The 13,274-nt window shown below is 52.3% G+C and carries 10 protein-coding genes; all 10 read left to right on the top strand.

The annotated features are described in order from the left end of the window. Positions 1–6: 6 nt before the first annotated feature. The 10 genes from rfbB (at position 7) to ligA (ending at position 13,115) form a co-directional block, all read left to right on the top strand. Entirely contained in the window at positions 7–1,029 is a 1,023-nt protein-coding gene (gene rfbB, locus MKX76_RS25670) for a dTDP-glucose 4,6-dehydratase (RefSeq protein ID WP_341034823.1), read from the top strand. Next, positions 1,026–1,910 carry a dTDP-4-dehydrorhamnose reductase gene (rfbD, locus tag MKX76_RS25675; RefSeq protein ID WP_341034824.1) on the top strand — a complete coding sequence of 295 codons (885 nt, stop codon included), beginning with the start codon at positions 1,026–1,028 and terminating at the stop codon, positions 1,908–1,910. The genes rfbB and rfbD overlap by 4 nt, the downstream gene beginning before the upstream one ends. 84 nt (positions 1,911–1,994) lie before the next feature. Further along, positions 1,995–2,924, top strand: coding sequence for a glycosyltransferase (locus tag MKX76_RS25680; protein ID WP_144871906.1), 930 nt, complete (start codon positions 1,995–1,997; stop codon positions 2,922–2,924). 93 nt (positions 2,925–3,017) lie between these two features. Beyond that, complete coding sequence (locus MKX76_RS25685) at positions 3,018–3,929, top strand: glycosyltransferase family 2 protein (protein WP_341034825.1); 912 nt, start codon at positions 3,018–3,020, stop codon at positions 3,927–3,929. Beyond that, positions 3,926–5,326 carry an undecaprenyl-phosphate glucose phosphotransferase gene (locus MKX76_RS25690; protein WP_028405491.1) on the top strand — a complete coding sequence of 467 codons (1,401 nt, stop codon included), beginning with the start codon at positions 3,926–3,928 and terminating at the stop codon, positions 5,324–5,326. The genes MKX76_RS25685 and MKX76_RS25690 overlap by 4 nt, the downstream gene beginning before the upstream one ends. Before the next feature lie 130 nt (positions 5,327–5,456). Beyond that, the gene (locus MKX76_RS25695; RefSeq protein ID WP_341034826.1) at positions 5,457–6,329 is read left to right on the top strand and encodes a phosphatidylinositol-specific phospholipase C/glycerophosphodiester phosphodiesterase family protein; all 873 of its coding nucleotides are present in this window, start codon (positions 5,457–5,459) and stop codon (positions 6,327–6,329) included. Between the two features lie 583 nt (positions 6,330–6,912). Next, positions 6,913–7,527 (top strand): class I SAM-dependent methyltransferase, encoded by a 615-nt coding sequence (locus MKX76_RS25700; protein ID WP_341034827.1) that lies wholly within the window; start codon positions 6,913–6,915, stop codon positions 7,525–7,527. Between the two features lie 246 nt (positions 7,528–7,773). Beyond that, positions 7,774–8,463: a heptaprenylglyceryl phosphate synthase gene (locus MKX76_RS25705; protein ID WP_007132223.1), complete on the top strand. Its 690-nt coding sequence runs from the start codon at positions 7,774–7,776 to the stop codon at positions 8,461–8,463. A gap of 175 nt (positions 8,464–8,638) precedes the next feature. Then, on the top strand, positions 8,639–10,969 hold the full coding sequence (gene pcrA / locus MKX76_RS25710) for a DNA helicase PcrA (RefSeq protein WP_341034828.1): 2,331 nt from the start codon (positions 8,639–8,641) through the stop codon (positions 10,967–10,969). 130 nt (positions 10,970–11,099) lie between these two features. Beyond that, entirely contained in the window at positions 11,100–13,115 is a 2,016-nt protein-coding gene (gene ligA, locus MKX76_RS25715; RefSeq protein WP_341034829.1) for an NAD-dependent DNA ligase LigA, read from the top strand. Positions 13,116–13,274 lie beyond the last annotated feature (159 nt).

A 13,274-nucleotide genomic window follows, 5' to 3' on the forward strand; every position in this document is an offset into this window, starting at 1 on the left:
ACAACTATGAAAATCTTGGTTACCGGCGGTGCCGGTTTTATCGGCAGTAATTTCATTTTATATATGATGCGGCAGCACCCACAGGATGAGATCATCAATCTGGATGCTCTTACGTATGCAGGGAATTTGGAAAATCTGAAATCGGTGGAGAATGAACCGAACTATACCTTTGTTCACGGAGATATCGCGGATAAAGGGAAAGTGGATGAAGTCTTCAAGAGTGGCGTCGATGTTGTCGTAAATTTTGCGGCTGAATCCCACGTGGATCGCAGCATCCTGGAGCCGGAGGCATTTGTTAATGCCAATGTTCTGGGTACGCAAGTTCTGCTTGATGCCGCGAAGAAATACGGGGTAACGAAATTTGTGCAGGTTTCTACGGACGAAGTTTACGGATCTCTGGGGGAGACAGGATTATTCAGCGAGACGACGCCGCTGGCTCCAAACAGCCCGTATTCGGCCAGTAAGGCGGGTGGCGATCTGCTCGTAAGAGCCTATCACGAGACGTTCGGACTGCCGGTGAATATTACCCGCTGCTCCAATAACTACGGGCCGTATCAATTCCCCGAGAAGCTCATTCCGCTCATGATTTCCCGAGCATTACAGGATGAGTCGCTGCCGATCTATGGTGATGGATTGAATATTCGGGATTGGCTGTATGTCGAGGACCATTGCAGCGCCATTGATCTGGTCATTCGACAAGGACGCATCGGCGAGGTTTATAACATCGGCGGCAACAACGAGCGTACGAACATTCATATCGTCCAAACCATTTTGAAGGAGCTTGGGAAGCCGGACTCCCTTATCCGCTATGTGCAGGACAGACCGGGTCACGACCGGCGCTATGGCATAGACCCGACGAAGATTACGGAGGAACTTGGCTGGAAGCCGAAGCATAATTTTGAGACAGGCATCAAGGAAACGATCCAATGGTACTTAAATAACAAGGAATGGTGGAGACGTATCCAGTCTGGAGCTTATCGGGATTATATGGCGAAGCAGTACAGCACTCGGTTGGGGGATAACGCATGAGAGTTCTGGTAACCGGAGCAAACGGTCAGCTCGGGCAGGACGTTGTGCAGTGTTTTCGTAGGTCTGGGCATGAGGTACAAGGGCTCGGCCGTGCCGAACTGGATATTACGGATTTGGAGCAATGCTTTGATGTCATATCGAAGAGTCGCCCCGAGGCTATTATCCACTGTGCTGCATATACAGCTGTGGATGCTGCTGAATCGGATGCCGACGGTGCTTATCTCGTGAATGCGATCGGAACACGAAATATTGCGCTTGCCGCAGAGAGAGTAGGCGCCAAACTGATTTACATTAGCACGGACTATGTATTCAACGGTAATGCGGACCGGCCTTACTCGGAATATGATCCGACGGATCCGAAGACGGTATATGGTCAATCCAAGCTTGCCGGCGAACAGATGGTACGCGATTTCTGCTCCAAATGGTTTATCGTGAGAACTTCCTGGGTTTTTGGCCTGAATGGTAGCAATTTCGTTAAAACGATGCTGCGGCTCGGACAGGAAAAACCTGTGCTGCAGGTTGTCCATGACCAGAAGGGATCTCCAACCTATACGGTGGATTTAGCCCACTTCCTGTTGCAACTACTGCCAACTGAGAAATATGGCACATATCATGCTTCCAATAGCGGATCTTGCACATGGTATGAGTTTACTGAGGCTATTTTTGAAGGAGCACGTGAGCAAATAGGGCTGAGCATAACCGCGAAACTGGAGCCATGCACCACAGCACAATTTCCACGACCTGCTCCCCGGCCTGCCTTTTCGGTGATGGATCATCTTGCGATTCGGATCAACCAACTGCAGGATTTACCGCATTGGAGAGATGGACTGAAGCAGTTTATGGTAGATATGAAGAAGGACCCTGATTTATACTTAAGATAAATACAGCGACTGACAAGACCTGATCTGTAGATCGGGTCTTTCGTTTAGCCAGTACAGTGTGTTTTATCGGAGGTACGGGGGGATATGGAAAAAGTACAAGTATTACTATCTACATATAATGGAGCCGCTTATGTCGAGGAACAGATTCATAGTATTCTTCAGCAGCGATATCCTTCCATTTCATTGCTCATACGGGATGATGGTTCTTCGGATGAAACGCCCGACCTTCTGAAGAGAATGGAGGCAGAATATCCCGATCGGATTACCGTAATGCATGGTAACAATATCGGCGTCGTGGCAAGCTTTTTTGAATTGCTGCGGAGCTCGGACCCGACTGCGGATTACTTTTGCTTCTGTGACCAAGATGATGTGTGGCTGGAACATAAGGTAGAGTCGGCTGTGGCTCGTTTACATTCGGCGCTCCATACGGAAGTGCCTGCGATGATATTTACGCCTGCCTATCTAACGGATGAATATTTGAACCGCCTAGGTGTATGGCCCAAGCCTCCTGCTAGGGAACCATCCTTCTATAATGCCCTTTATGAGAACATCGCGATTGGGGCGACCATTACGATGAATGCATCGGCTCGGAATTTGTTTGTGAACTGTAGGAAGGCTGACAGTGACAGCATCCTCATGCATGATTGGTGGTTCTATCTGCTAGTATCCGCGTTTGGAACGGTAATATATGACCACTCGCCTTCAATGCTATACCGCCAGCACAACCATAATGTAGTGGGCGGAAGCAATACACTGTTTGGTAAATTGAAGAGCAAGTGGGCGAGCTTTAAGAGACATACCGGAAGGGGATTGCTCCGGAAGCAGGCCGAAGAGTTTCGGAAGATCTATGGTGCCCGGTTAAACAATGAACAAAAAGAGCAGTTGGACCTGTTTCTCTCGCCGCGCCGCAGTGTGGCCGAGCGAATCCGATATATCAGACGCAGTAAGCTGCATCGTCAATCCCGTGCCGAAAGCCTTCTGTTTAAATTTTTTATCTTGATAGGTTTTATATGAAGCATGCAGGATTTCCTTGTAATTCCGACATCCCCAACAAACTCTATGCTATAATGTCGATAGATTACTATATTTGTCAGGAGCCATGCAGCAATGGATGTTAGCATTTTAATCGTGAACTACAATACCCGTCAGCTGACGTTGGATTGCTTGCGATCGGTATTCGCATCAGAGACCGAATTTACATATGAAGTCATCGTCATTGATAACGATTCGAAGGACGATTCCGTGCAGGCGATTCGTCAGGAATTCCCGCTCGTTAAGCTGATTGAGAATACAGAAAATACCGGCTTTGCCAAAGCCAACAACCAGGGGATGGCAGCGGCGCAGGGACGTTATGTGCTGCTTTTAAATTCCGACACCGTGATCCAGCGGGATACGATACAAACGATGGTGGCCTTTATGGACCGTAATCCGATAACGGGCGCCTCGGGCTGCAAAATCATTCTGCCGGACGGTTCCCTGGACAAGGCGTGCAAGAGAGGCTTTCCAACGCCTTCCGCCTCCTTTTACTATGCCTTCGGCCTGAGCAAGCTGTTTCCTAATGAGCCGCGTTTCAATCAGTATCAGCTAGGCTATCTCGATCCCGATCAGGAGTATCCCGTGGATTGTCTGGTCGGCGCGTTCATGCTGGTACGGCGGGAGACGATTGAGCAGGTAGGCGGGTTGGACGAGACATTTTTCATGTATGGAGAAGATATCGATTGGTGCTATCGGATCAAGCAGGCCGGGTGGGGCATCCACTATTATCCTCGTACGACGATTGTGCATTACAAAGGCGGAAGCGCCCGGCGCCGTCCATTCAAGATTATTTATGAATTCCATCGGGCGATGATTTTGTTCCATCGGAAGCATTACCGGAAGAAGTACAACATATTGGTTAACGGAGCGGTGTATGCAGGCGTCGGTTTGAAAATGCTCTTGGCCCTGCTCACGAACCGGCTGAAGCCGATTCGGCCGGCATCGATGCCCTCATCTTCCGGCGGAGTGGAGGTGAAATCATGATCCGCAAGAATCAGGGCTTCTTGACCCGAGTCTATATGTTGACCGACTTTGCCTTCATCCAGCTGTCATTCCTGCTTGCATGGTGGATCAAATTCGAAAGCGGCTGGTTCCCATATGAAATGCCGCTTCCTATCGAATCGTACGGGATGTGGAGTTTGGTATACGGCGGAGTTGCTGTCGCGGTCGGCATCATGATTTCGTTGTACTCGCCTAAGCGAAAGAAGCGTTTTGCCGACGAGTTCATGAAGATCTTCCAAATGCATTTTATTGGGATGTTCATCCTGCTCAGCTTGATGTTCTTCGTGAAGGAGGTCAATATCTCCCGCTGGTATCTCGCCATCTACATGATCCTGAACGTAGCGTCGATCATCCTGTACCGTTATTTTCTGAAGAAGACGCTGAAGCATTTCCGGGAAAAAGGCTACAATCGCCAGTTCGTCCTCATCGTGGGTGCTGGAACGCTGGGCAAGCGGTTCTATAAAAATCTGCAGCAGTACCCTGAACTCGGTTACGAGGTGATCGGGTTCCTGGACGATTACCAGCAATGGAGCGAGCTGGAGGAGAGGCGTTTCAAACCGATCCTTGGATCGGTCAGCGACCTGGACAATGTGTTGAACGAAAAGCTCATCGACGAAGTTGTGCTGGCCTTGCCGCTCAATGCCCATCACAAATATCCCGAGATCATCGCAGCTTGCGAGAAGGCGGGCGTGCGTACGCTCATTATTCCGGACTTTTTCGATTATCTTCCGGCCCGGCCGGTATTCGACAACTTTGCGGGCATGCCGATGATCAATGTGCGGGATATTCCCCTGGATCTGGCCGCGAACCGGCTATTTAAGCGGGCGTTCGATATTGTCTTCTCGCTGGTGGCGATTATCCTGACGCTGCCTGTCATGGTCGGGATTTTCATCGGCATCAAGCTGACCTCGCCCGGGCCGGCGATCTTTAAGCAGGAGCGGGTAGGGCTTAACCGCCGCACGTTCAACATGTATAAATTCCGTTCCATGAAGCCGCTGCCGCCAGGCGTAGTCGACACCGGATGGACCGTGGAAAATGACCCGCGTCGCACTAAATTCGGTTCGTTCTTGCGCAAGACCAGTCTCGACGAGCTGCCGCAGTTCTTCAATGTGCTGTTTGGGCATATGAGCGTCGTGGGTCCAAGACCGGAGCGTCCGTACTACGTGGAGCAGTTCAAAGAGGAAATTCCGAAATACATGGTGAAGCACCATGTTCGGCCTGGCATTACCGGTTGGGCGCAGAGCAATGGGCTGCGCGGCGATACGTCGATTGAGGAACGGATCAAGCATGATATTTTTTACATTGAAAACTGGTCCATTCTGTTTGATATCAAGATTATTCTGCGTACGATCCGCAATGGCTTCAAGAATGCTTACTAATCATCCCAACAAAAACCCGCAATTTGGCACAAGCCGAATGCGGGTTTTTTCGTTTGGTACCTTGGCCTGGCGGGTATTAACCTAGCAAACAGACGAATACGCAACTAGACTACGGTGAGGCGGGGATATTATGAGGCGAATGACGGTGGTTGGTGCATTGTTCTCGGTAGTGGTGATACTTATGCTGGTCTATATACAGGATGGTTCGGAAGAGCGGCAGGGCTTTACGGCCTATCGTCTAATTGCCCATGCAGCGGGGAGTATCGGAGATCAGCCGTATACGAATGCATATGAGGCGATGGTCGCTAATTATAAGCAGGGCACCCGGGTATTCGAGATCGACTTTATGCTGACGGCTGATCGAAAGGTCGTAGCACGGCATGAGTGGACGGCGAGCATGAGCGAACAGCTTGGCCAGCTGGATCAGTTGCCGAAGGAGAAGCAGGGGGCACGTCTGACCCACGAGGAGTTTATGGAGACGCCGATATTGGAGCGATACCAGCCGATGGATGTGGATGCGGTGATGGATTTGATGGCCAGCGTTCCGAATATCTATATCGTGACCGATACGAAAGAACAGAAGGATGAAGACATCCGGCTGCTCTTGACGGAGCTGACAGAGGCTGCCTTGGCTCGGGATCCGGCATTGCTTGATCGGGTGGTGATCCAGATTTACAATGAACCGATGCTGGATATGGTGAGGGAGATCTACCCGTTTTCCTCCATCATTTACACGCTGTATGCGACAACAGACTCGCCGGAGCGGATCATTGCGTTCGTGAAAGCGAATCATATCGACGCCGTAACCATGCCGGAGCACCGGGTAAATCCCAACTTTGTCGCGAAGCTGAAGGAAGCGGGGGCCGTCACGTATGTGCACACCATCAACGACGCCAATACGGTGAACAATTATGAAAAATGGGGCGTGTACGGCGTCTATTCCGACCTGCTTACCGAACCGGAGCTGGAAAAGATCAGCCTGCGTTATGCACTCCAAAAATAACCGCACTGCTTGTGCGACTCTTCGTGCTGAACCTGCTCGCGGCCCTGACGGCCTCTCCCCTTACCTTCCGGTCGGATTTTAACCTGGACGAAACCTTTGTCCGAAAAATGCCCAGCCGACTAATATTCCATACTTCAGTATGATTTACATAATATGGATGATTGTGATATTATAACGAAGCCGCAAGCATTGTTTGTTTGTACCGAAAATAAAGTATGTGACTTTATGTTTATTCCTCACTAGCATGAATCTTAAATCACCTTCGCCATGTACTACATGCAGCTTTTCTGCAAGTTTGATCACACTCTGTAATTCTTGTACCTTCTTGTGCTTCCTGAGCTTTCTTGTACTTCTTGCACTTCTTGCACTTCTTGCACTTCTTGCACTTCTTGCACTTCTTGCACTTCTTGCACCTCTTGAACCTCTTGAACCTCTTGAACCTCTTGCACTAACAACCCGCTAATCCAAGTTTTGGAAAAGGCTCCTTACCATCCAGATTCTCCTGGTTACGTTGCAGTACGTTTGTCCAAGCATGAATACTTGAAGACTTACTATTCATTCCGCATGGGGAGGGAATCCATCCATGGAAAAAATGATTCAAGATTTCATTGAAAGCAGCAAACAGCAATGGGACGAAGAGTATAAAGCGCAGATTTGGGATTACTTATCCGATATGACCGAGTACGCCCGGTATTCCGTCGTATACGGCTACATTCGGAAGTTTGCCGCGACTGAGGGGATTTTGGATATGGGATGCGGTGCGGGCAATCTGTACGATCTGCTGACGGAGCAGGAAAAGCCGGCATATGTAGGCGTCGATCTGTCGGAGGAAGCGATCAAAATCGCCTCGGGGAAAACGGACAGCCCTATTTTCCATTGCGCCGACATCAATCATTACACGCCGCCGAGATCCTTCGACGTCATCGTCTTTAACGAATCGCTGCAGTATGTCCCGAACACGCCGGCCAAGCTGCTGGAATACGCCGAGTTTCTTACGCCGGGCGGAGTTATCGTCACATCGATGTATTCGCACAAAAACCAGCAGGATCCCGATTACGCCATGGTGGAACACAAAATTCAAGAGATCGAGACTTGCGGGTCGTTTGAGGTAGTGGATAAGGTAAGCTTGTTCAATCATAAAGCCGGTTTAAAATGGTACATCCACGTACTGAAACCAAACAACACCGCAAAAAAGTAACACAATAACCGGATGCTTGAAGCTTTGCCCAATCTTCTCCCGCTAACGGGGAGGGTTGGGTTTTTTATGCTCATCGCGTTCCATTCACTGCAACCGCCATGAAACGGTTTGAGCGCACATCCCTCGCTTCCCCGCCATTACCAAAAAAATGTTCGTATTTTATGCGAACATAAATTGACTTGCATACCGTGCTGGCATAGACTTAATTTAGTATAATAGTAACCCGTGAACGTGGAGGTATGACGCTTGAAAGATTTGATACAATCCTGGCGGCATGTGTTTAAGCTGGATCCCGACAAGGAGATCGCCGACGATGCCCTTGATGCGGTATGCATGTCAGGAACCGATGCGATTATGGTAGGAGGCTCGACCGGCGTTACCTATGAAAATACGGTGGATCTCCTGTCCCGTGTTCGCCGCTATGAGCTGCCGTGCGTGCAGGAGGTGTCCGATCTGGAAGCCGTTGTACCCGGATTTGATCTATACATGATTCCCATGGTGCTGAATACCGGGGATCCGACATGGATACTCGGCCGCCATCATGAAGGAATCGAGCGGTATGGTTATATGATTCCGTGGGAGCTGGTCGTGGCGGAGGGCTATATTGTGCTGAATCCGGATGCGGCCGTTGCCGAGCTGACAGGAGCGAATACCGCGCTGGATGCAAGCTCTGCCGCAGCTTACGCTCAAGTGGCGGACAAGCTCATGCAGCTGCCGGTCGTCTATTTGGAATACAGCGGTGCGTTTGGCGATATGGAGACCGTCCGCAAGGTGCGCCGATCGCTTGATCAGGCCCGTCTATTTTACGGCGGGGGAATCACGAACGCAGAGCGGGCAGCTGAGGCTGCGGCATGCGCCGATACCATCATCGTGGGCAATATCGTTTATGATGACCTGGAGCAGGCACTGGCGACGGTCAGTGCGGTGAAAGGCTGACACCTGATGCCCGATTCCTATAGTCTCGATGCATATGAGTATTAGTCCACAGAGGACAAATTAGACCGCCGAACATTCCTTATACAGACCCCGGACCTTTTTGTACAACCCCATTTTTTGAAAAAACACAACACGACGCACATTGCTCAAATTTACACCTTAGGAGGCAATCTTTATGCATTCCATTGATATACATGAGGCGATCAAGCGCCTCAATCCCCAGCAGCGGCAGGCTGTGGAGGCCACTGACGGACCGCTGCTCATCATGGCCGGAGCGGGCTCCGGCAAGACGCGGGTGCTGACGCACCGGATCGCGTACCTGATCGCCACGCGCAAGGCGGCGCCTTGGAGCATCCTGGCGATCACCTTTACCAATAAAGCCGCCCGCGAAATGCAGGAGCGGGTCTCGAAGCTCGTCGGGCGGGAAGGGCAGGATATCTGGGTATCGACGTTCCACTCGATGTGCGTGCGTATTTTGCGCAGGGATATTGAACGGCTTGGCTTTACGTCGAATTTCAGCATCCTGGACTCGACCGACCAATTATCCGTGATCCGGAATGTGATGAAGCACCACAATATCGATCCTAAGAAATTTGAACCGAAGGCTGTACAAGCCGCCATTAGCGCGGCAAAGAACGAGCTGATTACTCCGCAGCAATATGAGCAGAAAGCGGGAGATTATTTCGAGAGCTTGGTCGCCAAGGTGTATGTGGATTACCAGAAGCGTCTGAAGAGCAACAACTCCCTCGATTTTGACGATCTGATCATGACGACGATCCAGCTGTTCAAGGAAGTGCCGGAAGTGCTTGATTTCTACCAGCGCAAATTCCAGTATATCCATGTGGATGAATACCAGGATACGAACCGGGCGCAGTATATGCTGTGCCGGATGCTGGCCGACAGCCATCACCGGATTTGCGTCGTCGGCGACAGCGACCAGTCCATCTATCGCTGGCGCGGCGCGGATATCACGAACATCCTGAATTTTGAGGAGGATTATCCGGAGGCGCGGACGATTCTGCTGGAGCAGAATTACCGTTCCACATCGAACATCCTGAATGCCGCCAACAACGTGATCGCCCTCAATACCGGCCGCAAGCCGAAAAACCTGTGGACCGAGCAGGGGGAAGGGCCGAAGATCAAGGTGTTCCGCGGGGATACGGAGCATGACGAGGGATATTTTGTGACTTCGGAGATCAGCAAGAACATCAAGGCCGGCAAAAACTACGCGGACCATGCGATTCTCTACCGGACGAACGCCCAGTCGCGGGTGATCGAGGAAATTCTGATCAAGTCGGACATTCCGTACCAGATCGTCGGGGGCATCAAGTTCTACGACCGCAAAGAGATTAAGGATATGCTGGCCTATCTGCGCCTCATTTCCAACCCGGATGACGATATCAGCTTGACGCGAATCATTAACGTACCGAAGCGGAGCATCGGGGATACGACGGTAGCGAAGCTTGCGGCTGCCGCCGCAGAGCGGGGCATCTCGATTTTCCGTGTGCTGGAGGTTGTGGATGATCTCGGCTTCGCCGGGCGGACGCGCAACGCGCTCGTTAATTTCTACGACATGATTGACGCACTGAACAAAATGGTGGAGTACCTGTCCGTGACGGAGCTCACCGAGAAAATGCTCGAGATGTCGGAATACCGGCTTGAGCTGCAAAATGAAAACACGCTCGAATCCCGTTCCCGGCTCGAGAACATCGACGAATTCCTGTCGGTGACCCAGGAGTTCGAGAAGAACAATGAGGATAAGTCGCTCGTCTCCTTCCTGACGGATCTCGCCTTGATCGCGGATATCGACACGATGAATGACGACGAGGAAGACAAGAGCGATGCGGTCGTGCTGATGACGATGCACAGCGCCAAGGGACTTGAATTCCCGGTTGTTTTCATTATTGGCATGGAGGAGGGCGTATTCCCGCACAGCCGTGCTTTTATGGACAATGAAGAGCTGGAGGAAGAGCGTCGCCTTGCCTATGTAGGCATAACGCGTGCGGAAAAGCAATTATTCCTGTCCTGTGCCCGCATGCGGACTTTGTTCGGCCGGACCACGGCCAATCCGCCTTCGCGCTTCCTGGATGAAATTCCGGATGAACTGAAGGAAGACACGCAGATGGCCCATGACCGCTACCGCCGCGGAGGCGGCGGCAATGTCGGCGGCTCGTATGCCGGCCGCGGCTTTGGCGGCGGGGGAGGCAGCAACTTCGGCGCATCCCGCACGAGCGATCTGTCGCTTGGAGGCTCAACCGCATCCGCCCAGACCGCTTCGAAGAGCCGTGTGACGATGGCGACAGGCGGGGCGGCCCGTCAGGCTGCAGCCGGCGGTAGCTCGGATTTCAAAGCCGGCGATAAAGTAGCCCATGGCAAATGGGGCACCGGCACGATCGTCGCGGTCAAAGGCAGCGGCAACGACATGGAGCTGCAGATCGCGTTCCCGGCACCGGTCGGCGTAAAACGGCTGCTGGCCGGCTTCGCTCCGATTACGAAAGTGGAATAAAGGCTAGAATTAGAGACGTAAGAGATAGGAAAGCAGGAAGCACTGTAACTGCAAGCATAAGCTCGCAATAACCTGCTTCGACGGTTCGAAGAATGATGCCCGTATTATATTAAAGGAGGATTCCCCCTGCATGGAGTTCAAGGAACAGATGGAGAAGCTCATCGCGGAGCTCAACCGATACAATTACCATTACTACACGCTGGATCAGCCGCTCGTGAGCGATAAGGAATATGATGCCTTATATGACCAGCTGGTAGCATTGGAGAGAGAGACCGGGGTCACGCTTCCGGATTCCCCTACCCAGCGGGTGGGCGGGGAGATTTTGAAGGGATTTACGCCGCATCGCCATTTGGCGCCGCTCTGGAGCTTGGACAAAGCCCAGAACATCGAGCAGCTTCGTACCTGGCATGACCGGGTCGTCCGGCTGGTTAATGACTACAATACGAAGAATCCCGGCAGCCCGCTGCCGACCCCTTGCTACGCGCTTGAGCTGAAGTTCGATGGGCTTACGCTGAATTTGACGTATCAGAACGGCAAGCTCATCCAAGCCTCGACGCGGGGGAACGGCGTGGTGGGCGAGGGCATCCTCTCCCAGGTGAAGACAATCAAATCGGTTCCGCTCACGATTCCGTACACGGAAGGAACGATCGAAGTGCAGGGCGAGGGCATCATGAATCTGTCGGTGCTGGAGGAATACAATAAGGCGGCGGTTGAGCCTCTTAAAAATGCACGCAACGCCGCGGCTGGCGCACTGCGCAACCTGAATCCGAAGGTAACGGCCGAGCGCAAGCTGAACGCTTATTTTTACAACATTGGTTACTCGGACGGCGTCGCGTTTAAGGACCACAAGGAAATGATGGACTTCCTGCGGGAGAACCGGTTCAAGGTGAATCCGTATATTTTCTATTTTGAGCAGTTCGATGACGTGATGGAGCAGCTGGCCGACATCGAGAAACGCCGCTCCGAGCTGGACTACCTGATCGACGGGGCCGTCGTGAAGGTGACCGATTTCCGAACTCGCGAGGCGCTCGGGTATACGGATAAATTCCCGCGTTGGGCGGTTGCTTACAAATTCGAAGCGGAAGAGACAACTACGGTGCTGCAGTCGGTATCCTGGAACGTGGGCCGCACGGGAAAAATCACCCCGCTTGCGCGCGTCGAACCAGTCGAGCTGGCAGGCGTTACGGTACAGAACTGCACGCTGAACAATATCGGGGATATTGAGCGCAAAAATCTCAAGTTCGCCCTCGGTACCCGCGTCTTTATCCGCCGTTCGAACGACGTCATCCCGGAAATCCTCGGCAAGGTCACGGAAGAGAATGACGGCGAGGAGATTCTGTATCCGGAGGCATGTCCGTCCTGCGGATTCCCGCTGGAGCAGCGCGGCGCGCACCTGTTCTGCAATAACAAGACGGGGTGCAAGCCGCAGATCGTGGCGCGGATTACGCATTTTGCGTCGCGGGATGCGATGGATATCGAGACGTTCAGCGACAAGACGGCGATCCAGCTGTACGAGGAGCTGGGCGTGCGGGAGCCGGCCGATCTGTACACGCTGTCCTTCGACAGCTTGGTTAAGCTGGAGCGGTTCGGGGAGAAGAAGGCGCAAAACCTGCTGGATGCGATCGAGAAGAGCAAGGAGCGGGATCTCGCTGCGTTTCTGTTCGCGCTAGGCATCCCGAATACCGGTAAATCCACGACCAAGATGCTTGCGGACCATTATCGGGATCTTCACCGCGTGATGGAGGCTACCGCCGAGGAACTGGTGGAGCTGCCGGACGTTGGCGGCATCGTGGCCGAGAGCATTGCCGGATATTTCGCGGATCCGTTCAATCGCGCGAGCATCGAGAAGATGCTGTCGCTCGGCGTGCAGGCGAAGGCACCGGAGGCGCCGAAGCCGGTGAGCACCGACTCGTTCTTCAGCGGCAAGACGGTCGTACTGACCGGCACGCTGCACCTGCTCACCCGCGAGGAGGCCACCGAGCGCCTGGAGGCGCTAGGAGCCAAAGTGACGGGCAGCGTCTCCAAGAAGACGGACCTGCTGATTGCCGGCGAGAAGGCCGGAAGCAAGCTGGCGAAGGCGCAGCAGCTCGGGATTGATATTTTGGATAACGAAGAAGAGTTTGTGCGGCTTTTGAACGAAGCTTGAGCAAGCTGAATGGATTGAACTCGGCGAGATGAGGCCGCCAAATTCAACAGCTCAATAAATTAGTTTGAAATAGCGATGCAGGAGTGGTTCCTGTGTCGCTATTTTTTTGCAGTGAAAATCTCTGCAGGACGATTTACGATGGCAACTCCATGCAGCCTT

Source organism: Paenibacillus sp. FSL R5-0810 (assembly GCF_038002285.1).
GTDB classification, from domain to species: Bacteria; Bacillota; Bacilli; order Paenibacillales; family Paenibacillaceae; genus Paenibacillus_AQ; species Paenibacillus_AQ lactis.

Coding starts and splice junctions, on each gene's coding strand:
- ligA (WP_341034829.1), top strand. CDS start 11,100: ATGGAGTTCAAGGAACAGATGGAGAAGCTCATCGCGGAGCTCAACCGA.
- MKX76_RS25695 (WP_341034826.1), top strand. CDS start 5,457: ATGAGGCGAATGACGGTGGTTGGTGCATTGTTCTCGGTAGTGGTGATA.
- MKX76_RS25690 (WP_028405491.1), top strand. CDS start 3,926: ATGATCCGCAAGAATCAGGGCTTCTTGACCCGAGTCTATATGTTGACC.
- MKX76_RS25685 (WP_341034825.1), top strand. CDS start 3,018: ATGGATGTTAGCATTTTAATCGTGAACTACAATACCCGTCAGCTGACG.
- pcrA (WP_341034828.1), top strand. CDS start 8,639: ATGCATTCCATTGATATACATGAGGCGATCAAGCGCCTCAATCCCCAG.
- rfbB (WP_341034823.1), top strand. CDS start 7: ATGAAAATCTTGGTTACCGGCGGTGCCGGTTTTATCGGCAGTAATTTC.
- rfbD (WP_341034824.1), top strand. CDS start 1,026: ATGAGAGTTCTGGTAACCGGAGCAAACGGTCAGCTCGGGCAGGACGTT.
- MKX76_RS25680 (WP_144871906.1), top strand. CDS start 1,995: ATGGAAAAAGTACAAGTATTACTATCTACATATAATGGAGCCGCTTAT.
- MKX76_RS25700 (WP_341034827.1), top strand. CDS start 6,913: ATGGAAAAAATGATTCAAGATTTCATTGAAAGCAGCAAACAGCAATGG.